At 50.8% G+C, this 21,838-nt stretch carries 15 protein-coding genes and 4 pseudogenes; all 19 read right to left on the reverse strand.

Features of this window, described 5'->3' with window-relative positions; all coding sequences use genetic code 11:
* Position 1 precedes the first annotated feature (1 nt).
* Positions 2-1,309: pseudogene (locus IPJ68_03280) on the reverse strand (hypothetical protein).
* A 90-nt stretch (positions 1,310-1,399) separates the two neighbouring features.
* Positions 1,400-2,350 carry a hypothetical protein gene (locus IPJ68_03285; protein ID QQR78088.1) on the reverse strand — a complete coding sequence of 317 codons (951 nt, stop codon included), beginning with the start codon at positions 2,348-2,350 and terminating at the stop codon, positions 1,400-1,402.
* Positions 2,351-2,355: 5 nt separating this feature from the next.
* Positions 2,356-3,459, reverse strand: a complete 1,104-nt coding sequence (locus tag IPJ68_03290) for a hypothetical protein (protein ID QQR78089.1) — start codon at positions 3,457-3,459, stop codon at positions 2,356-2,358.
* A gap of 10 nt (positions 3,460-3,469) precedes the next feature.
* Complete coding sequence (locus IPJ68_03295) at positions 3,470-4,678, reverse strand: hypothetical protein (protein ID QQR79247.1); 1,209 nt, start codon at positions 4,676-4,678, stop codon at positions 3,470-3,472.
* Between the two features lie 291 nt (positions 4,679-4,969).
* Positions 4,970-6,361 (reverse strand): annotated as a pseudogene (locus IPJ68_03300) (hypothetical protein).
* Positions 6,362-6,699: 338 nt separating this feature from the next.
* Entirely contained in the window at positions 6,700-8,436 is a 1,737-nt protein-coding gene (locus tag IPJ68_03305) for a hypothetical protein (GenBank protein ID QQR79248.1), read from the reverse strand.
* A gap of 462 nt (positions 8,437-8,898) precedes the next feature.
* Positions 8,899-10,044: pseudogene (locus IPJ68_03310) on the reverse strand (hypothetical protein).
* Between the two features lie 243 nt (positions 10,045-10,287).
* Positions 10,288-11,265, reverse strand: a pseudogene (locus IPJ68_03315) (phosphoenolpyruvate synthase).
* On the reverse strand, positions 11,265-12,341 hold the full coding sequence (locus IPJ68_03320) for a hypothetical protein (protein ID QQR78090.1): 1,077 nt from the start codon (positions 12,339-12,341) through the stop codon (positions 11,265-11,267). Before IPJ68_03320 ends, IPJ68_03315 begins: the two are co-directional and overlap by 1 nt.
* Entirely contained in the window at positions 12,328-12,666 is a 339-nt protein-coding gene (locus IPJ68_03325; protein ID QQR78091.1) for a hypothetical protein, read from the reverse strand. Before IPJ68_03325 ends, IPJ68_03320 begins: the two co-directional genes overlap by 14 nt.
* Before the next feature lie 21 nt (positions 12,667-12,687).
* A complete protein-coding gene (locus IPJ68_03330; GenBank protein ID QQR78092.1) occupies positions 12,688-13,587 on the reverse strand; it encodes a hypothetical protein in 900 nt (299 codons plus the stop codon).
* Between the two features lie 3 nt (positions 13,588-13,590).
* Entirely contained in the window at positions 13,591-14,352 is a 762-nt protein-coding gene (locus IPJ68_03335) for a UMP kinase (GenBank protein ID QQR78093.1), read from the reverse strand.
* Positions 14,303-15,589: a prolyl-tRNA synthetase gene (locus tag IPJ68_03340; protein QQR78094.1), complete on the reverse strand. Its 1,287-nt coding sequence runs from the start codon at positions 15,587-15,589 to the stop codon at positions 14,303-14,305. The genes IPJ68_03335 and IPJ68_03340 overlap by 50 nt, the downstream gene beginning before the upstream one ends.
* A 100-nt stretch (positions 15,590-15,689) precedes the next feature.
* The gene (locus IPJ68_03345; GenBank protein ID QQR78095.1) at positions 15,690-16,859 is read right to left on the reverse strand and encodes a serine protease; all 1,170 of its coding nucleotides are present in this window, start codon (positions 16,857-16,859) and stop codon (positions 15,690-15,692) included.
* A 52-nt stretch (positions 16,860-16,911) separates the two neighbouring features.
* Positions 16,912-17,619 (reverse strand): hypothetical protein, encoded by a 708-nt coding sequence (locus IPJ68_03350; protein QQR78096.1) that lies wholly within the window; start codon positions 17,617-17,619, stop codon positions 16,912-16,914.
* 222 nt (positions 17,620-17,841) lie between these two features.
* Positions 17,842-18,204, reverse strand: a complete 363-nt coding sequence (locus IPJ68_03355) for a hypothetical protein (protein QQR78097.1) — start codon at positions 18,202-18,204, stop codon at positions 17,842-17,844.
* 150 nt (positions 18,205-18,354) lie between these two features.
* Entirely contained in the window at positions 18,355-19,662 is a 1,308-nt protein-coding gene (locus tag IPJ68_03360; GenBank protein QQR78098.1) for a trypsin-like peptidase domain-containing protein, read from the reverse strand.
* A gap of 18 nt (positions 19,663-19,680) precedes the next feature.
* Positions 19,681-20,736, reverse strand: coding sequence for a peptidylprolyl isomerase (locus IPJ68_03365; protein ID QQR78099.1), 1,056 nt, complete (start codon positions 20,734-20,736; stop codon positions 19,681-19,683).
* 21 nt (positions 20,737-20,757) lie between these two features.
* On the reverse strand, positions 20,758-21,153 hold the full coding sequence (locus IPJ68_03370) for a septum formation initiator family protein (GenBank protein ID QQR78100.1): 396 nt from the start codon (positions 21,151-21,153) through the stop codon (positions 20,758-20,760).
* Positions 21,154-21,838 lie beyond the last annotated feature (685 nt).

Genomic DNA, 21,838 nt, shown 5'->3' on the forward strand with positions numbered 1-21,838 from the left:
GTACCACCCCCCGATCCGCATCGACCTCCACCAAGTCGCCGTCATGGAGCACCTGGGTGACGACTCCGGTGCCGACAATACACGGCACTTCCAGTTCCCGAGAGACGATCGCGGCATGTGAGGTAAGTCCGCCGGAATCCGTGACGATAGCCACTGCTCGGCGCATCGCAAAGATATATTCCGGGCTCGTCATCGGTGCCACGAGTACCTCTCCTGGCAACAGCCTATCCGATTGGTGGGGATCGAGCAGAATCCTCACCCGACCCGTAGCGAAACCTTTACTAGCAACGATACCGCTTATTTCCCGTTCGTCCCCTGAGGCCTCCTGATTTGAATAGAGCTCAAAGTACTTTCTCGACTCGTCCGCATTCAAGAGCGTCCTCGTATTTGTAATATATTCGGCAAAACCTTTCTTCCGTTCTTCGATCTGTTCCGTGTAATCTATCCCAGTAAACGTCTCTGCGATTTCCTCGAAAGAAAAATTCAAGAGATCATCCTTCCGCCATCCTTTTCGACGAATCACCTCATCCAGCAACATATTCTTATAATGCAGGTACCGGAGAATGTTCTCTTTCCGATTATCCTGCCAGAGAACACTCGATCCGATTGCCTTCCCGATAGACATGATTTCTTCTGGCAAGGAATATTTCCCCCGTACGTCGTCTTTGTTTCGTTGTACCTCGACTATCCTCAGACGTGACTTCTCTCGGAGACCAGGAAGCAGATTCTTCTTCCGCTCAATAAAAAACGACTGTGGCAAAGCTTCAACCTGAGAATAACTGTTTCCAATCCAATAATACTGCCTCTGGTGTTCCGCGATATCATCCGTTTCGGCGAGTCGCATCTCCTCTTCCTGATAGAACGAGATTTCCTCTGGCGCAGTGAGAACTTCCATGAGCGTCGGTATCGAGTCGACCGATGCCCCCAAATAACCCTTCAGTTTATCCTCGAGAAGTCTGTCGGCACCGTAATTACAAAGCTCGGGAATGAGCCCGGGGGTGATGAAACCGATGATTGCTCGGTGGAGCTCATTCCAACGGGCTATCAGATCCTCATCAGAGAGGCCCCCTACTCCGCTACCGTCGAGACGCCCCTCAATCCGGACGAGCTGGTCAAGCATCTGCTGATAGTCTCCTCGAATACGCTGCTCTTTTCCATTCAAGAATATATCCATGAAGGCAGCGCTCCCCTGTTTTCGCAAGGCGTCGAATTCATTCACCCACAAGATAGTGTGGTCGTTATAGAAAGCCAGTGCGGGCGGCCACATGTACTCGGGGTATTTTTTCTCAAATACTCCTCCACCCATCATCAGATTGAAGTCGCTCTGGTAGAAATACCGTAGCGGTGCCGGACCCCACTTGAACAATTCCACATGTGGATCAATGGGTATCTCCATACCTTAATCTTGTTGACTCCAATCTTCTTTTCTTTTCCGAGAAAATACTTCGAGATCTTGTAGCATCTCTTCCAAACTCTTTTTCATAGCAACGACTTGATCACGATACTTCACCACGATCTGTTCCTCATGAAATTCTATCTCTGTTGATTCCAAGAAATTTCTGAAGGTGCTCCCAAATTCCTCAAAGCTTTTCAGATTCAGCTCCTTGCCCATAAGAGCCATGGTAGCAAAGTCGCTGTAAAAATCATGCGTTATATTCACCACTTTCGTAAGCTGATGAGGAAAGTAGCGCTCAGCAAGGTCATGCATTCTTTTTATGGAAAGAATATAATTCCTGGCGAAATCTTCCGGCGTCAGGACAAAATCCCCCGAATAGAGAACTTCGGTATCAATACCCGGAACCTTCTTAGTGATCTCATCTTTCATCTGTTGCTGTTCCTCACTTGATGCCAACCAGAATTTTCCAGTCAGCTCTTCATCTCCATCGAACATCTGGAGATACTTTTTGAAAGCCGGGAGAGCAAGGTTGGTTTCTGTATAGCCCAAAAGAGTCTGCGGCGTAGCATCGGTAATAACAAACTTGTTATCAAAATTTCCTTTCGCCTGCTCGAGCGAATCACGAGAACGCTCTGCATCTGAGAGGGATATAAATCGAACATGTTCATTGCCCTGGTAATGTTCTTTCAGCTCCCGCTCGAAAATATCCCTCGTTAGAACATTGCGTGGAACAATCGAAGGAACGATGATCATCACTGACCCCATCGGCATCGCTTCAAGCTCCGAAATAAGCTCTTTCGCTTTCAATTTTGCCGCTTCCCTACCTTCTTCGGTAGGCTGAAAATCCTTGTCTCTTGGCAAGTGGCGCATCAAGGCAACTTTACGCTTTGCCTCTGCTGATTCTTCATTAGAAGGATTACCCTCCACTGGTGGCGTAAAAGATTCATTTGTCATAAGCGTTACGAGTTATTTCTTGAAAGGATATGAATAATACCATCGTTCTTTTCTGCGCTGACACTGATCCTATCACCCGTACGAATAATCTCTGTAGCATCCGAGACCGCCACGATACACGGGATGTGAAGCTCACGACTTGTAATAGCTGCATGAGAGTTCAGTCCGCCCTGATTTGTAATAATCGCCACAGCTTTTCGTAAAATCACCATAAACTGTACCGTCGTATTTTCAGTAACGAGGATTTCTCCCTCCTGCATTTCAGCGATTTGATTTTCGACAGCACGGAAGTCATCGCTGTAATCGGCCAATATCACCCGCGCTCTCCCTTCAACCTTACCGAGGCTCGCGCTCGTGCCATGAAGCTCTCTGGTATCCAGATTTTTTGGACGAAATTGTTCTATGACTTTTTTTGTTTCTTCAAAATTAGGCTCTTCGATTTTCCCGCCTGTTCCATACAAAATGTACGCTCTTTGCCGTCGCTCTACAATTTCTTGTTCGGGCATCTTTCCAGAGAAGAGATTTTTCACTTCATCCTCGGAAAAGAACTTGATATCTTGCGGGGCAACACGAAACTGCGTTGCTATCATATCAAGTACGCGGTAGAAAATATCCAAGCCAAGCTTATGCAATATTTCGCTCGAGGGAAATTTGATTTCGCCCAGTCGCTGCAAGTTATTTTGAAGAAGTGTATTCTCTTTCGACTGTGAGAAGGCAAGGTCCGTAAAAATTGCTTCCGTCTTATCATGGTATACCCATATTTCTTTCAATGTAGTGGACAAGTCTATCCAATCCGATTCTGTAATATTTTCCTTATCAGTAAATCGATCAATGGTCTGTCTCGCTTTTTCCAAATACACTTCGAAGTCTTTCAAATATGCATCAAACTTCTCTCGGTCAGAAAAAAGTTCCAATCCCTCCTGCAATGTCCGATTCATTCCTTCTCGAAAAATAAAGCTTCGAAAAAACCCTTTATCATATATAGTCAACGTATCATGCTGACTATATTGATAAAGAAAATGCTGAGCGAACAGATACCCGATTCCTTTAAATGCAAAAAGTGGATGAAATCCCTCTTGCGTTAAAAGTGTAAAATCTGTCTTATCCATATGTCTTATACTATGTTTTCTCCAAAATCCGCACCACCCCCTGATCCGCATCCACCTCAACCAGGTCGCCGTCGTGGAGGATTTGTGTTGCAATTTTCGTACCGATGATACAGGGTTTCCTCATTTCACGTGCGATGATGGCAGCGTGGCATGTCACCCCTCCTTCATCAGTCACGAACGCAATGGCCTTCTTCATAATCGTCATCATATCCGGCGTCGTCATCGCCGTGACGAGTACATCACCCTCCAGAACACCATCGAAGTCTTTTCTCCTTACCACCAACCTCACCCGTCCTTGAATCTTTCCTTTGAACGCCACTGTCCCACGCACCTCACCTCCTTTTACAGGTTGATCGATATACTGTTCCTTGAGCCTCGCAATCTCTTCTTGGTCGGCAGTGAAAATGGTCGATCCCGGAGTAACGGTCGCGAGAAAATAATCTTTCTTCCGGTTCTCGATTTCTTCTTTGGTAGGAATAGTGCCGTCGAGGATTTCAGCTACCCGTAACCTCATCAGGTCTTTCAGACTCATATCGTAGACGTCTGCCACTGCTCGCAAGAGTGGTCTCACCGTTGAGATAATACGATTGAGGTAGTCCGTACGATAGGTGCGGAAATACACCAGCTCTTTTGCTACTCTTACTATCTCCTTCTCTTCACCTGAGAGATTGAGGCGCTGTAGGTATTTCTCAGACTCAACACTATGCTTTTTTTTCCTTTCAATATTTTCAACACTCTCTTTTTCAAAATCAATATCCATCCCGACGATACGGTCATAGATATCTTGCGGACTCCAGCTTTCATCGAGTCCCCCGCGCGCGTTGATCCAACCGTACTCATCAGCATGTTGGACCAGAAGCCTTTTCGCCTGGTCGGAAAGTGCTGCATAGGAGGAGGCCTCTTCCGCGACAACTACCGCTCCTATCTTATAAAGATTTTCCTGCTCAAAAGCAGCGAGATTTTCCTTTTCTGGAAAGGATAAAAATGAGAGTGCCTCATCGGGATTGCCTGCTCTCTGTGCAATTTTCCTCAATGCCTTTTCAATCGGGCTTTCGAGATAGAAACCCAGCAAGGAAATCGAAAAAATCTTGTACCTTTCAAAGAATTCACGTGCCAATTTCAAGACATCTCCTTTCTTCATGTCTCGATAATCTCTCTTTGAGAGTGCGAGAGCCACATCGTATACTTCTTCACCATACCGATAGATATTGGTGAACATGGTATCAAAATATCCTTTCTCATTTTTTGATTTCTCGTAAAGGTGTTCCCCAAATCCAGTGGCATCTGGTCCATAATTATATGTCCCACTCACATACGCAGAACGGACATAATAATCCGTGAGGAATATCTTCTGATACGTGCCAAAATCGGCGTACGCCTGGATGAAGAGATCCGATATCAACGGCACATACTCTCGAGCAACGACCTTCTTCAGTTTCGATCCGCCAAAGGAAGCCTGCGAGAGTATGACCCGCACCATCCCGTGGTCCGCCACGCCTGAGGACGGGCAGGCATCGACCTCCACCAGGTCACCGTCTTTCAAAACCTGGGTTGCGATCTTGGTCCCGATGATGCAGGGTTTCTTCATCTCCCGTGCGACAATCGCCGCATGGGAAGTGATTCCGCCCAAATTTGTCACGAAAGCAGAGGCTTTTTTCATGCCCATGATATATTCCGGCATCGTTTCATTGGCCACGACGACATCGCCTGCCTGTATTTTCTCGAGATCTCTCACATCAATAACAATCCTTGCGACACCGGTTACGTGACCCTTGAAGGCTACCGTTCCAGAAACAGATTGCTGATGAGATAAATCTACACTTCCGAATATTTTCAATTTTTCCTCAAGTTCCTTTCCAAAATAAAGCCGGAAATCATCTCCGATGAAAGACATTCCGAAGCTATTTGATCGCTCAATGAGATTTTCAGGTAAGCTACCCCCCCGACACAAATCAGCGATTTCAGCAGGCATCATCAAGTCAAGTTCTGTCCTCGTAATACCGAACTTCAAAGCGAGCGCATCAAATGCATCCCAACAGGTACACATGACCTTGTTGATAGTCTCCGCATTGACTGACCGATAATAAATAAGTTTCCGAAGCACTGAAAGTTTTTCAGTCAGAGATTCCCCTAAGAAGGTAATATTTTCTCCGGGCTCCTGTATTCCCTCTGCGAGTGCCATCACCTTTTCATGTTCAATCTCCTCTCGTTTCAATTTCTTCCCACCGAGATAACTCGCTCCCATCCAATAATATTTTTTAAGAAAATCTTCTTCCTCTCCGGGAACCAGATTCCGAAGCGCTTCCTTATACTGCATCAGATACGTCGGCTTGAAGGGAATAAGCAACTTCGCAAAGGTATCCGATGACAAATCGCATTCCTCCGCAAACTCGGGAACGATCGGCTCCAACCCCCTGTCACAAAAGTGTATGAGCATCGAACAGCAGGCAATATCGGCGTATGCATCCATAAGAGCAGGGATGTCTTTTCCCAGAGCAGCCTCATTGGCGCGACGCAATGATTCCTCGCATACGGAGAAAAAATCTTGAAACCAGGATCGATCCTCTGAAAACTTTTTCTGAATGAATACCTCGAATAATTGATGATCCTTTTCCAAGGCATAGACAAAGCCATCCACATTTATGGCACCCGCCAAAAATCCATCCGGCACTACCAATTGCTTGTATGCCCGGCTGCGCGCATAGCAATTCCATGGACCATTCCCGAAAATAGACATCCTCCATCTCCCCCAAAACCGCCACTTATTCACATTAGTAAGGAGATCCCATTCCACTTTGTCTACTACCCGCACCACCCCGTTGTCTGCATCGACTTCGACCAGGTCGCCGTCATGCAGGACCTGGGTCGCGATCTTGGTCCCGATGATGCAGGGCTTTTTCATCTCCCGTGCGACAATCGCCGCGTGGCACATGACACCGCCCTCGTCGGTGACAAAGGCGGTGGCTTTCTGCATCGCGGGCACATAGTCGGGTTCTGTCAACACGGAGACGATCACATCGCCTTCCCTAACCTTCACCAAGTCACGGCGACCGGTGATGACACGTACCACACCCTTCACATGACCCCGGTACGCAACCGCCCCAGAAAACTCGTCGATATCTACATCGACCGTTTCAAACATCAGGTTATTTTCCGTCATCTTTACGGCTAACGTAGACATTGGATAGACACTGCCATCGAGTATGAATGCTCCTTCCGTTACCCGCATCTCCAGTTCATTCACCAGCTCATCGTCCCCTCCGGCCGCAAGCCTGGGTATCTCTGCAGCCGCGATGACATCAGAGAATCGTGCATATTCCGGTAGCAATTTCTCGAACGACTCCTTGAGGAACATCGCCATTGAAGCCTGAAATATATCGTGCTCATCGCATACCAAAATGCGCAGACATCAGCATACAGACGACCGAATTCCGCGACATCTTCTATTTTTTTCTCCCCCCGGAGATACGGCACGACCTTTTGCCACTGCGATTCCGTATGGTCGATCATCCGTTTCCGTAATACTGAATCGGCGTTTATTCGCTTCAGTGCTTCAGCTTCAATTTCAGCAAGCTCGGCCGCATCATACCAGACACTGCGCGCCCGACCTTTCGGGGGGACCAGCATAATCGTATGTGATATGGACTGTCGCGTGAAACGCTCTAGCCCTTCCTTATCACTCTGATACCAGATCATCATATACATGAGCGGTCGGCCATCGCGTTCGAAAAACTTTGAAAGAACTTGCGGAGTCGTTGTACTCGGATCACTGCTTTCGTTATTCTGCGCGACATCGTCCCGCTCACTGATTTCTTGTTCATTCCCCGTATGACCCCGTCTTCCCACCCGCTCGATCATCCGCACCACCCCGTTGTCTGCATCGACTTCGACCAGGTCGCCGTCTTTCAAGACTTGTGTCGCAATCTTGGTGCCGACGACACAAGGAATCTTCAATTCGCGAGACACTATCGCGGCATGACAAGTTATGCCTCCCGTATCGGTAACAATAGCAGCCGCTTTATTCATTGCCGGAACCAAAGAGGGGTTGGTAGATATACTGACCAAGATATCCCCTTCGTTGAACTTCACCAGGTCATGTTTTGAGTTAACTATTTTCACGGTACCTTTCGCACCTCCATGGTACGCAACAGCACCTTTCAACGTACCCATCTCATCGATATCTTTGTCCTCGGCCATGCTGAACAGAGCCTTCATCCCTTTTGCCTCATCTCCAGAATATATCTCGTCTTTGCCATCCACCATTATGTAGGAACAGCATGTATATCTTTTTTTCATCTCCTCCTTTGTCACGGAAAGCCCGCCATCTACAAGCATTTTTCTAAATTCCTTTGGTAACAGATATCTTGTGTGCAACTTATTGAGAGAGAACCTTTTCGATACTTCTTCATACCATCTATCCATTGCAAAATTCAGAAGGAATGAATACTCTTTCCTCAATTCTTTCAAAAGTGACAAATCTTTCAGAGAATTGATAGTCGACACCTCTTCTTCGCTTAATCCTTCACACGCTCTTGCCTGAAGATCTTTAAGGTCCCGAGATTCCTGCTCTCTCTTTATTATTTCGTCTTCAACAGCAGTGGGGATCTTACGTTTCAGTAGATAAAAATAGTAGTCCGGTTTAGCGGCTGGTCCTAAATAATAATATTGCAACCAACCAAAGTTTACCGAGAGCGCTTCCAGCTTGTCACGAATACCCTTTGGAAGTTCTGTGTACGTTTTTGCACGGAGCAATCTTTCCTCTTGCAGCTTATCGTTTTTTACGTCTCTCGCGAGGTTCAACACAGCATTTATCTCTGCGGTTAATACATTTGGCTCTGTTGGCGATACCAATTTACTAAAAATGATTTCCGGGTTTCCAAACTTTTCAAGTTTCTTCCAGACATCATTTTTTACCTTATCGGATAGTTTTTCTTCTCCCATGTCAATAAACTGACCGACCAGGCCCCAAGCCCACATGTCGATCCACGTTCGATAGTTTTCATCGTATAGAGCGAATAATTCTCTACTTGTCTTCTTGCTAAGATCCGAATCAATAAGTTCTCTCGAGAATTTTTTTATGAACTCAAATGAATTGTTCAAGCCGTTTGAAATATCGTCTAAGAATGCTGGATTCTCTTTTAGCTTATGAGAAAAGTATTTTCCTGCTTTGGAAAACTGATCAGCATCAGCACCCCACAAGACAACCTCTTTTTCAAAATAGAACAGGTTGTCTAACGGTGGTAAATCACCATGAGACAATTCGGAGAGACTCTTCCTAAACACGTCGTTAAGCACACACCAAGGATTCAGGGGAACGTCTCTGTCCTCAACAAAAATAGAAAACTTTCTCTCCCTCGTTCCATTTGCCTCTTGCCGCAGTGTCGTGATTGGCCGGCTTTGCACATCGTCAGACTTCTCGCTCGCCCGCTCGATCACCCGCACCACCCCATGATCCGCATCCACCTCCACCAGATCACCATCATGGAGAACTTGCGTCGCGATCTTGGTTCCAACAATACACGGAATGTTGAGTTCTCTCGAAACAATAGCCGCATGTGAGGTCGCACCACCAGTATCAGTTACAACCGCAAGTGCCTTCTTCATAGCAGGAACAAACTCCGGAGCGGTATATTCGGTCACCAGTACCTGCCCTTCCTGAAATTGCTGGATTTCTCTGCTCGATCTGATTATCTTCACAACGCCCCTGGCGTACCCATGACATCCGATCTTTCCGCTGATCACATTTTGGTCAGGGGTTTCTAGATGATCAATGTACTGCGCTTTCAGCAGCGCCACTCGCTCCACCGCCTCGTCCCCTTCGCTTATTTCGATATCGTCGAAAGGCACGTGGAAATAAAGCGTCGCTTGCCGGCGTTTATCCATGAGCTCTTTCATGCCTTCTCTTTCGCCCCGTAAAGCCCTCTGTATATCTGGGATATGCAACTCTTGAAGTTCCGCGATACTGCATCTGAGTGTTTGTGCACAGTTATCCCATAATCTCTCAAAAGCAAATTTGGTATACGGCACCACGTACGTCGATATCTCATCTTTGAAGAAGAGTATGTGACTCAGGTATTCAACCTCAGTTTGAATGACCGATGGGATCACAGGTTCCCGCTTCAAGCCCGTATGGACGGCGGAAGCGATATCGGGGATAAATGATTCAGGTGTGCGCTTACCGAGATTGAGCGCAGTCAAATACGCATACTTTGCAGCAAAAGCCGAAAACGCCTCCCCAAAGGATGGGTCACTCTTGCGCAAGTTTTCGACATCCGCTGTGCTCGGTTGCGTATCTTTGAAATACCTCTCTTTCAAAGCCACTGCATCCACGTGATGTTGTCCGAGATACGTCGCTCGTTTCGGATAGATGTACGCGCTCACTGATGTGTCGAATCCGCTCTCCTTGAGCTTTCCATTTGCCTGTTCTTCGATCGCTTCACTCAGGAGATAGAGTGCATTACTCATCGGATATATCTTTGCAGTCGCCTGAGAGAGTACCTCTAGATACCGGGTAAGCTCTTCGGCCGTATAGTTTCTATCTGCTTCCAGTTCCTTTTCCAGGTCATAGAGATGCTTCATTTGCATCGAATACTCGTCATACAGATTCTCGAAGAAAGTATCAGAAAGTCTGTCTTTGAGCGCTTCGTACAATATATTTTTCGCACCGACTTGGATGTGCCCCTCAAACTGGTCGTCTTTCACAATATAAAACACCCCGACATCGGTACCGGAAATATTTCGGTACTGCTTCAGATATTCATCGTTGATCCACAGAGAGAGCCAGAGTGGCGGATGATACTCCTTAAAGGTCAGTTCGAATTTCAAATCTTTCTCGATAATATTTTCTTCGGTCGGAGCGTCGAGCGTCGTGATGGGCCGGCTCTGGACAATGTAAAACTTACCGTCTTCATACGCCCACTCGATATCACAGGGGAAACCATAGTGATTCTCTATCTTTATGATGAGATCGGAAAGCTCGAGGATTTGCTCATCGGAAAGTTTCTGCTGATTTTTTTTCTCGAGAGAAATTTCCTGCCACTCATTCCCTCCTGATCCGGCACGATAAATCCCCCGCTCTTGTTCAGCGATGTTTTTGTCGATGATACGGCGCGGCTCTTTCTCGACAACATAGCTATCCGGCGTGATCTGACCCGAGACGATCGCCTCACCGAGGCCAAAGCCGGCTTCGATGATGAGCTGATTGTGGTCCTCGGTCACCGGATGCACCGAAAACGCGATGCCGGAAACTTCCGACTCGACCATTTTCTGTACGACGACCGCCACGGAAATCTTCTCTGCATGCAATCCTTTTTCGAAACGATAGAAGACGGCGCGGGGTGTGAACAAAGACGCCCAGCACCGCTGCACATTCTGAAGGAGCGTCGCCTCGGTCGTATTCAGGAAACTGTCGAGCTGCCCGGCCCAGGCAGCGCTCGCCGAGTCTTCGGCCGTCGCGCTCGATCGCACCGCCACGAATGGTGCGTCCAGTTTTCTGAACGTCTCGAGGACTTCACTCGCGATATCCTCCGGCATCTTCGCCTCGAGGATAAATTTCTGGATTTTCTCCGAGGCGTGCTCGACACTCCGCATCTCGTCTGTCTTCACGGTATGCAGGATCGCATCGATCTCCACACTGAGATCGGTTTCGTCGAGGAACCGTTCGAACGCGTCAGCGAGCAAGACGAACCCAGGCGGCACGGGTATCCCCGCTCGAGTCATCTCCCCGAGTGACGCCCCCTTTCCACCCGCGATCGCGGCATTATTCTTTGAAAGCTGTTTAAAATCTCTTACAAATCCCATAAGCATTAAATTTGTTCGCCTAAAACTTCTTGTGCAAATTTCGCGATACCAAACAGATTTTTGTACTCGTCGATATCTGTCATCATTTTTCCACGGGGCAGTATGCCGTCGAGCAACGCCTTGCCGACTATCCGCTTTTTCATCTCCTCTGTCGGTTGCCAGTCAATGCCAGCGGAATCGAACATCTTCTTCAATTGATAGCACTCTTGAAGCATTACTTTTGACTTCAGTTTCTCAAAATCCATTTTTCGAATCTCTCGGTAGAGAACCTCAGCTTTTTGCGATATCTCGCTAACCAAAATGTGAATCTGTTCGGTAGATAAGTATTTGCCGTCCGCTGTGACCGCGAACGTTCTCATCCCCTGGACAGGGACACCACTCCTACTTATGGTGTGGCAACCGACCCCCAAGATTTCCCATTCAACACTTTCATACGTGGCATAAATGAGAATCTCTTTTATTGAGGACAGGTATTCTTTCGACCACAACTCTTTCGGCGACAAATCTGGAAAATGTCTAATGAGAAACGAACGTTCATTGCCCTCTATAGTTACCGAGTACGGGCCATAAACATCCCAACCAAAATCCGTCACAAGATCGTTGTATAATCCATGGACTAGTGAGCCCGCGGCAGTAATGAGTTGTCCGATACTTCTTGCTTTCTTCACATCCGCGTCCGTCCACTGAAGACGTTTTACAGTTTGATTGACTTCATCTTCGGAGTGATACGGATTTGATGAAATAGCAAAGGGGTCGTCAGGACAACCTTCCACCAGCATTCTCGCCAGAAAATTCACGACTAACCGACAATCATCAATGTTTTGTTCTCGATACCCCTGATAGGTGGGAATTATTTTTACGAGAATGGCCCGAATATTGGAAGGTGGTGGCAACAGATGTCTCACTTCCTGAAAACTCTTATTCTCCAAATTTAATATGCGGATTACTTCGGCAATCCTTTTGATCCACAGGTCATACCACAAGGGGAAAAAATGATAAAAATCGATCGGCTGAAGCCCTTCAATGACTTGGCCTGCAAAAAGTCCAAACGTGCCTTTTGCGAATTGGTTAATCCAATGCATAAATTTCACCTTTAGTTCCATCCACTAAAATTCGGGAACCATCTTTTATGGTTTTCGTGGCTTCTTTAGTATTCACAACGCAGGGAATCCCCATCTCGCGACTTAAAATGGCTGGATGTGAAGTAATCCCCCCTATATCAGTTACTATAGCCGCCGCCTTCACCATCGCCTGAACCATTGTTGGATCAGTAAGGGTAGTGACTAATATATCACCCTCACTAAAGTCAGCTGAATCATCCCCCGAAGAAAACAACCTCGCTCTACCCTCCGCTATTCCAGAATTTGCGGCCATCCCTTTGAGGATAAGTTTCTTATCTTGGTTCATATTGATACATATTATTCTTTTTTAACCTTCTTTTTCAATTTGTGCCTGCAGTAGATTTTCCAAAACAGAGTGGTCAATGTCGTATTCCTCTCCCCTAATTCGTATAATTATTTTTGACCCGCCCGTGTCGCCTGTTGTGACCTCGCTCTGCCAATCTCCTAGAGTCGCTAAACTGCCACCCAACTGTTGAAGCGTAGTTATTCGTTCACCATTCGATTTTCTGACCAGTACTCCGGAAATTAAAAACGGCTCGGTGATGGTTTTGTGGGTGACATGAAACAAGTCAATTTCTGATTTGGAATATAATTTGCCCGCTAGTCGCTCATGCCGCCGATTGAATAGGCGTGCAAAGCGGGCAGCGGCCTCTATGGGAGGATACGATTTTGATAGCTGGCTTTCCGGATTATCAAGCCATTCTCTTATAATCGGCTCCTCAGCTGCTTCCGCAATTCGTTCCTGTTCTCCTGGTGACAAGGAAGCAAAACCATTTTCAGGCAATCCCATCTCGCTAAGAATTCTTCTCTTTTGCTCCGTAAACTTCTGATCGTAGAGTGATAAAAATTCTTTTGGGGTATGTGAAGTTAGTTCTTCTCTAACCCGCATTGAACGAATAGGCTTGTCTGGATTTTCCGTTTGGTACCCTTCTAAAATTTTTTCTAATGTCTGTGCCGTTCGCCCGGATGAACTTGCGTATCCCTTTACCCCGTGCTCATAACTAACAACTGCTTCGCCATACTGTTTGGATTTCTCCGCGCCGTCCTCAGATATGAGATCCGACGTTATAGACGTCATTTCTGCGTTAATAATCTCACCGCTCGTTTTTTGAGCATGTCGAACCCAGAAATTCCTTATTACTATACCCGTTCCAAACTTCTTTGGTCCCCGCTGTTCTACACTAGCTGTTCTTGGCTCTTGTTCCATACATTAGCCCTTTATCAGCGTGCCGACGAATTTCTTGCCAGCGATATAGCGCGTGACATTGTCGAGATCGCCGCCGTGCAGGATCGCCACCTCCATGCCCTCCGCTTCGGCCATGGCCGAGGCGATCGGGTCGAACGGGACATTCATGCCCGGATTCCATTTCGAGCCGACGATCTTCCGAAATGCTTTCCAGTCCAGGTTGTCGTAGGACTCGGCATCACTATGACGATGAGGATCCTTGTCATACACCCGCTCGATATTCGACAGGTTGATGATACGCTTGATGCCTAGGTACTTGCCCAGCACCACAGCTGCATAGTCGGTCGAACGCCCGGGCCGCCACCCGGCTGCCACCAGAATCGGCTCCGGCGCTGAGTAGAAATCCTCCAGATCGTGCGGATTGGTATTGATGCGAGGATGCGCGTATTCCCGGAAGATAGTCCGGACGAGGTGGGCATTCATCCGCGTCGCATGGATGCCGAGCCAGTCCTTGTCTTCGTCATTGATTTTCGTCACGGTCGCAGCGGACTCAATATAATTCCGCGCCGTTTTCCCGCCACCTGTCACGAGGATGAAATGGTAGCCCTTCTTGATATGGCCGATGACGAACTTTTTGAAATGGGCGACGAAAACATCATCAATCGATTCGGGGACGAGGAGCGAACCGCCGAGCGAGATGATGATCCGTTCGGGTTCCTTCTTCGATACTCCCGGCTTACTCGGTTTTGCTTTCTGCTTTGCTTGCTGCTTTGCTTTCTTGGGCATAGCGTTCGTGGATATACGCGCTGAGCTGATTACAGGGCACGGATTCGATAGTCTCACCTGATCGCGCCCGCACCTCGGCGGTCCCGGACTCGAGCGAGCGCTTGCCGATGACCACACAGTATGGGATGCCGAGAAGGTCCGCATCGGCGAACTTTTCCCCCGCACGCATATCCCGATCATCATAGAGCACACTGATCCTGTCCCGCGTCAGCGCGGTATACATCTCGGCGGCCTGTTCATCCGCCCCGAGTGAGAGGAGATGGACCTGGAACGGCGCGACACCCATCGGCCAGACGAGGCCCTTCGCATCGGCAAACTTCTCGACGATGACGCCCATGACCCGCGTGATACCGATACCGTACGAGGCGAGATAGATCGGCTGCGGTTTCCCTTCGGCGTCCTTGTACGTGATACGCATCTGGTCACTCTTTTCCGCACCGAACTTGAAAATATTGCCCGTCTCGGCGCTCGTCACTGGCGACAGGGTCTTTTTGTCGATACCGATCTCTTGGCTGGCATCCTCGAGCACTTCCTCGTTGACGGCGATCGTCCGGTCAGCATTCACATACAGCGTATCCTCGCCCGCCTCGCAAATGGTCTGAAATTCGTGGCTGAATTTTGTGAAAGCACCGCCGCTCGCAAAGGTCACATAGGTCTCGTCGCCGATACCGAGCCGCTGATAGACTCGCTTGTAGGCTGCGATGACTTTCTCATAGTACTGGTCCATGTCTGCCTCAGTCGCATGGAGCGAGTACATGTCTTTCATCACGAACTCCCGGCCACGCATGATGCCGCTCTTGGCCCGCAGCTCATTCCGCAGCTTGGTTTGAAACTGGTAGACACTGACCGGTAAGTCCCGGTAGCTTTGCACAAAGTGCTGCATCATCTCCATGATGGCCTCTTCATGACTCCACGCCAGCCCCAGCTCGGTCCCATCCTGAAGCTTGGTCTTGAACCACACGTCCACAGCCTCCTCGCTCCACCGGCCCGTCACCTCCCAGGTATCCTTCCGCTGCAGGTTCGTCATGATCAGCTCCTGGCCGCCGATCGCGTTCATCTCTTCGCGCACGATGCTCTTGATGTTCTCCAGCACCCGGAGGCCAAGCGGCGTATACGCATACACGCCGGCCATGACTTTGTAGACATATCCCGCCCGGATGAGGAGCGACGCGTTCCGGCTTACTTCATCCGATGGCGCAGTTTTAGAGGTTTTGGTGAAGAGAGCGGATTGGCGCATAATCGAGGATTTATTTCTTTCATTGTACGGAATCACCCCCTCCATGTCAAAGAAAAAAGGCCTTTTCAAGCCTCAAATAAAAGTCTCCCCCATACGGAAGTCAGCGTGCCAGATAAAGTGTCAACTCGCTCTCACCCCGCAGGACGGACAATGTAGCCTCTCCTCCCGAAGCGGCTTCGTAGAGTGCCACTGAGAATGGTCGATCGATACTAATTGCCTGTCCATTCACCGCTGTCACAATATCACCATACCGCAGCCCCGCCCGCTCCGCTGCAGAACCCGAGATGACCGCCAAGCTGGACCGCTCCGATGGTGTATAGATGAGCGCTCCCGCATCTCGCGAGACACCCAGCGCCAGCGCAGTCACCTTGGTCAGCGACACATAGTATGCTCCGATATTCGCCCGCGCCCCGGATGCTGTCCCGCCGATCACACGCTGCAGCGATTGACGGAGCGCATTCGCCGGGAGGATAAATACTCGCTCGGTGCCATCCAAAGAGAGCGCCCCGATGAGTCCAATCAGCTCGCCGTCCAGCGCAACCGCTGCACCCCCGATGAATCGCGTATCGATCAACCGATCCGGGAGGAACACCCCTTCCCATTCATCTGTCGCAGCGACTGTCTTGGCGGAGAGATTGAACGTCCGCGCTCGTTCGCCGATATAACCGGTCGCGAGCCGCCCCTCATCCGGGTCAGTCGTCCCTGCCAGCGCCATGAATCGGCGGCCCTGGCGAATGTCTGTAGAATTGGCAAAAGCAATCGCGGGCGTATCGGACCGTTCGGTTCGGAAATACGCGACATGCACCACCGGATCATACGCGACGAACTCTGCCGGCGAACTCTCTCCATCCGAGAAGAAGACCGTGAACCGCCTCGCCTCCGAAAGCGGCGCCTCATCCATATACGCCGCGACGAATCCGTCGTTGGTGACCAAGAGGCCGGACACTTCCTGCACCGTGCCACTCGGCAAAGTCCGCGCCGTCCGTTCAGTAGCAAGAGAAACGATGCTCACGACCGCTGTCCGTGGGGCTGCGGCAAAGCGCTCGAGCCCTTCCTCCTGCGACAGGACCACTTGCTCGGTCCGCTCGATCACGGTCGGGCCATTGGTCACCGACCCCGGCCAGGCGATATGCGAAGTCAGAGGCCATGCGCTGAGGCGCGGCAGGAGCGCGGCATAGGCCACTGCGCCGATAACGCCCGAGGTCAGCACGAAGAGGGCGGACCAACCGGCAAGGCGAAGAGTTTTCTTGAAAATCGAGAGAAATTTCATAGTCAATCTAGACGGTTTGTATCACATTTTCCTCTCCCCAGCAACCCAGGCATCAGGCCCGCATCCGCCAGGGCGAGGTAGCAAGCAGGAGGGTGAGGAGGAGGGCGAGGAGGAGGCCTTCGATGAGGGACTTCTTCCAAGTGAAACTCTCTCGCAAGAGGTCAAGGACACATCGCCAGAGAAGGTAGAAGAAAAGGAGCATCGCCGAACCGACCGTGAGATACCCCACCGGCCAGAAGTGCACCGCCCAGATCAGTTCCCCCATGATGGTCCCGAGGGCCAGCGCGGTCAAAAGGATCTCGCGGACATCGTCCCGCCCCGCCCAGTACAGCGTCTGGAAAGCGACGATCGAGGTCACGAGGAAAAAGACAAACATGAGGAGTGCCAACGGCACGTCGTAGTTGAGGTACAAACCGTACGCCGCCGCATAGGTGAAGAACAGACTCGCGAGCGCCGCCATATTGAGGAGCGCCCGGGCGGTCTCGTCACTTGGGATGATCTTCAGCCGATAAATGCCGAGGAGCGTCCCATAAAACAGGGCCGTCGCCGCCCAAACGAACACCTGCTGCTCGAGCGCAACATCGATGAGTGAAAGGAGGAGGAGCGTACTGAATGACACAACGCCCGGCAAGAAGGCTGGATACCACTTACCGGTGAGCCGCCGCGATGCGATGAGCGAGAGCAGTATGAACACGAGGAGGGAGAGGCTATACCACGGCCAAGACGGAACGATCGGCTCCCGGATGAGATACGTGAGCATGCCGAAAAAAACGACTGAGAACCAAAATACGGTGAAGTGAAAAATCATGAGAAAAAATATAGAGCGGGGGGGTTATGAAGTCTCCGTCTCCGCGCCTGGCTCTAGCTTACTCTCAGCCGATAGCCGTGCCAAGGGCGCCCCCTCCCCGTCCTACTCTGAAGAGGCGCGGCAGCCAAACAAGAGAAGACGGACCGTGCGCAGGGCATCGGTCCGCCGAGGAAATCACCACTTCGCATAGCGCCGCTTTCTGGGAACAAGGGAGCCGTTCAGACTTCTCTCCGGGTTCTCGAAGATGTATCGGAACGTCTCACGACAGAAAACTCTCCCGCCGGACAGATACGAGACATCGACGAGGAAGTTACCCGGCCGATCCACGTTGATCTCCCGCAAAGCTACCCGGCCGACTTCGATCTGGACTGCCGATCCATCCGATCCCAATGCATCGCGATACTGCTTAGCAATTAGCTTCCGGGCTTTCTCTCGGAATACCCGCTTGAACCTCGTGAGTGAAAATACTCCTCTTCCTCTTTCAAGCCTCATCGAGAAAACTTCTTCCCAAGTGAACGCTATTTTCGACGCTTTCATGAGACACTCCCCATTCCAGTTGTAAGAACTACCCGCACTGTAGAGCCTCTGACAAGTGGGTGTCAAGACAAGGCCAAGACAAAATAGGGGTTTCCCGAATTCAAACCCCGAAGCCTCTTTTTCTCAGTTCTCTCTTCTGGATTCGAGCTGCTAATTCTTCCGCTCTTCGAGCCGGACGGACAGCTCTTGTTCCTCGCCCTTGTGGAGGATCTTCAACTTCACGGTGTCGCCGACCTGATGGACGCCGATCAGGTTTGCCAGCGGATGATCGACATCGACACGCTGACCATCGATCTCGAGGATAATATCATTCTCCACCAGTCCAGCCTTGTCCGCGGGCGAACCCGGGACGATCGCGAGATCGGTGATATTTTGTCCGCGCTGGATGAGCGCACCGTACTCCACCGAGAGACCAGCCGCCTTGGCGACTTCCTCATCGAGCAGGATATAGCGCACGCCGAGGTACGGGACGGCGATCTTCCCCGTCCGCTTCACTTCATCCACTGCTCGCTTGATCTGGTTCACGGGGATAGCGAAACCGATATTCTCTGCGCCCTGGGCGACCGCGACATTGATGCCGATGACCTCACCCGCGAGATTGAGGAGCGGACCACCGGAATTCCCCGGATTGATAGCCGCATCAGTCTGGATGATATCGCGGAGGACTTCCTCGTCCCGCCCAACTCCCGAGCCCGCCACCACGCGCCGCTTCAGGCCAGAGATGATGCCCCGCGAGACGGAATTCGCGAATTCACCGAGCGGGTTTCCGATCGCGATCGCCGTCTGTCCGACACGGATCGTATCCGAATCACCGAGTGAGAGCGCCGGAAACGCATCGCCATTCACCTTGATCACCGCGATATCATTCACCGGGTCGAGCGCGAGGACGGTCGCCGGGTATTCCTTCTTATCGCTCGTGATGACCGTGTATTCCGCCTTGGTATCAGCGACCACGTGTTTATTCGTGACGATATAGCCATCAGAACTCACGAGGAAGCCCGAGCCACTCCCGATCGTCTGCTTGGTGGATTCCTCGTCCTCGTCATCGGTGGATGGTCTAGAGGGAGTACCGAAAAATGGCGATCCAAACGGTGAACGGTAGAAATTCCGCACCTTTGGCACGTCCTTGGTAATGACGATGCTGACGACAGCGGGTGATCCACGCTCCACGACGCTGACGATCGCCTGGTCCTCGAGCGGCACCGAGGCGAGGGAGGGAGACTGACTCCCCTTCTCTGTCAGGGCCTTGGGACGGAAGAGCGCCGCGAGATCGGCAACGGAATCGAACCGCGTGACGAGGCCACCAATGAGGCCAAAAACAAACGAGAGTATCAGGATGCACAGCCACGGTGTGCGCGGGACTCGCACTGGCGACACACTGCGTTCCAGAGAAATTCGTGGTGCCGACTCTCGAGTCGGGTTCCCAGAGACGGAGAAATCGGGCTGTTCATCAGACATATGATTGGTGATGAAAGATTAGAAAACGAGGGAGGGGTCGCTCTCGGCGTTCTCGCGTAGCTTCACTTCGAAAGCGCGCATCTCGGCCGATCGGAATTCGATCCGGGCCGCATCGCGTTGCCATTCGTATTCATCCGAGATGACACTCACCGGCAGCCCGCGCAACTCCTCAGCGAGCCAATCCGAAAAACCGAGCTTCCGCGTGAAAATCTGCCGGATATGATACCGGCGCGTCCCGTCTTCCAATTTCGAATCTTCCACCAAGACGATATGAAAGCCGAGCGGACTCTCGATGATGCTCGTCGGCACATTGAGTTTCGCATTGTCTACTGGGCTCCGCAGCTCCGGGGCGAGATCCTCGAGTCGGAACCAGCCGAGATCGCCACCATCGGCACGTGTCTCTCCCTGCGAGAAACTGCGCGCGACATCGGCAAACGGCTTCTTCGCCTTGAGGGCCTTCTCTGCTTCCGTGATCTTGTCCTTGGCGACTGTCTGGTCGACTTCGGACTGGTACGCTGTATGCAGCGCTGCCTCATACATCGCCGGCCGGACGATCTGCACCTGGAAATCAGCGATGGACCAGCCATACAGTCGGGCGAGGGTCTCTTCGACTTTGTCCGTCGTGCCCAGTTCTTCCATCTTCACCGTCGTTTCGGCCTCCACCTGATCGCTCGTTACCGTAATCTGGCGCTTTTGGGCGAGGAGTTCGATCGCCTTGTCTTCGAGCATCTTGTTGATCAGGTCCTTCTCGCGAACCTTCAACCGCTTCTTTCCATCATCTGTCGTAAAGTCAACCCGCATACCGAGATTAGCAAAGTCCTGCGATTCATAGAAATTCCGCAGGGCCTGGCGATTGGCAGCCAACCCCTCGGTCGTCACCGCTACTCCCTGGCCGATGAATACGAGCGGGAACGGCAGGCGCGTCGCGAACAGCCGACCGAACGTGCTTTCCGGCTTCTTGTAGACCAAGACGAGCACGCCGATCGCGAGGACGACCGCCAGGACAAATACCGCCAGGACAACTCTCGGCCACTGGGACTTGAACGGTTTGATGGGAAGCTCGACTTCAGCCATAGGGATAGAATTGGTCTTTGTTTATCGCGGTTCAGGATTGAAAAAACGGTTCCACCACTTCTGATAATTCGGCCCCTGCCACGCGACCCGCTCGCTCGCCGCTGGCTCCTGGGGCACTGATTCCGGGACGAGTCGCACATCGCCATCGATCGCGATCACCTGTTCCTCTTGCCGCCGGAGCCCGAGCTTCTCCTTCGCTTCTTCCTCCTTGAAGTCCGGTGAGGCGAAGTACTGGATTTTCTGCGACAGCGTCTCATTTTCCCGGGCGACCCGTTCCGCTTCGTGTTTCAGAACATCGATTTCCTGCTGGATCCGGACGCTCCGCTCATATTGCTGGAAACTCTCCCAGCCGGCCCAGACCGCGATACCGAGCATGAGGACGAATCCCAACCTGGCCCAGGGCGAGCGCCAGCTCATAGGCTAGTAGAGGAAAAAAGGAGCGACGAGAAACAGCACCATAAACAAAGCGACGAGGGCCGAAATGATGACCCAGGAGAAATAAATCTTCTTGTGCCGCGCTTTGAAACTCATAGGTGATTCCGTATGCCAGTATATCATAGGGACTCCCTCTGATTCAACGCACCCCTGCCCTTCCGGCCAGCCGATTGACAGCCCCTCCCAGACTGATACAATGCCGCCAATCCTCAATTGAGAGGTACTCCTCTTTAATAACCAAATACCGGGAAAGGAAGTGGCCATGAAATTCCAGTCTCTGTCTGTTAAACCAATATGGGGGATGTCAGGCGTCCAGAACTTCTTCGGTGGGGGCTATCCCTTCCACTGGATGTACCAGGCACTCTTCGGAAAACGCTTTACCTTTGAAGATGTGCTCTTCGTGGCCAAGACAACGACCCTTAAGCCAAACCAGGGAAACATGCCCATGGAGACCGATGGAGTCACCCCCCGTGAGCTCCGACCGAAATGCATCGTCTGCGGCCCCTGGCAATTCCTCATGGGAGTGATGTTGAACGCCGTCGGCCTCAGTGGACCCGGCGCAGAACAACTCCTACGACGGAACAGCTGGCAGGATCGGGAGGACGGACCATTCATGATTTCCTTCATGTCGATCACCAAAGGTGCCGATGAGGTTGAGAGCGTACGA

This window comes from Candidatus Moraniibacteriota bacterium (assembly GCA_016699425.1).
Lineage (GTDB): Bacteria > Patescibacteriota > Minisyncoccia > Moranbacterales > UBA1568 > SSEF01.

Bases quoted from the DNA above. Each gene is read 5' to 3' on its own strand.
- IPJ68_03285 (QQR78088.1), bottom strand. From the start codon at position 2,350: ATGACAAATGAATCTTTTACGCCACCAGTGGAGGGTAATCCTTCTAAT.
- IPJ68_03290 (QQR78089.1), bottom strand. From the start codon at position 3,459: ATGGATAAGACAGATTTTACACTTTTAACGCAAGAGGGATTTCATCCA.
- IPJ68_03295 (QQR79247.1), bottom strand. From the start codon at position 4,678: ATGTTCACCAATATCTATCGGTATGGTGAAGAAGTATACGATGTGGCT.
- IPJ68_03305 (QQR79248.1), bottom strand. From the start codon at position 8,436: ATGTGGGCTTGGGGCCTGGTCGGTCAGTTTATTGACATGGGAGAAGAA.
- IPJ68_03320 (QQR78090.1), bottom strand. From the start codon at position 12,341: ATGCATTGGATTAACCAATTCGCAAAAGGCACGTTTGGACTTTTTGCA.
- IPJ68_03325 (QQR78091.1), bottom strand. From the start codon at position 12,666: ATGAACCAAGATAAGAAACTTATCCTCAAAGGGATGGCCGCAAATTCT.
- IPJ68_03330 (QQR78092.1), bottom strand. From the start codon at position 13,587: ATGGAACAAGAGCCAAGAACAGCTAGTGTAGAACAGCGGGGACCAAAG.
- IPJ68_03335 (QQR78093.1), bottom strand. From the start codon at position 14,352: ATGCCCAAGAAAGCAAAGCAGCAAGCAAAGCAGAAAGCAAAACCGAGT.
- IPJ68_03340 (QQR78094.1), bottom strand. From the start codon at position 15,589: ATGCGCCAATCCGCTCTCTTCACCAAAACCTCTAAAACTGCGCCATCG.
- IPJ68_03345 (QQR78095.1), bottom strand. From the start codon at position 16,859: ATGAAATTTCTCTCGATTTTCAAGAAAACTCTTCGCCTTGCCGGTTGG.
- IPJ68_03350 (QQR78096.1), bottom strand. From the start codon at position 17,619: ATGCTCACGTATCTCATCCGGGAGCCGATCGTTCCGTCTTGGCCGTGG.
- IPJ68_03355 (QQR78097.1), bottom strand. From the start codon at position 18,204: ATGAAAGCGTCGAAAATAGCGTTCACTTGGGAAGAAGTTTTCTCGATG.
- IPJ68_03360 (QQR78098.1), bottom strand. From the start codon at position 19,662: ATGTCTGATGAACAGCCCGATTTCTCCGTCTCTGGGAACCCGACTCGA.
- IPJ68_03365 (QQR78099.1), bottom strand. From the start codon at position 20,736: ATGGCTGAAGTCGAGCTTCCCATCAAACCGTTCAAGTCCCAGTGGCCG.
- IPJ68_03370 (QQR78100.1), bottom strand. From the start codon at position 21,153: ATGAGCTGGCGCTCGCCCTGGGCCAGGTTGGGATTCGTCCTCATGCTC.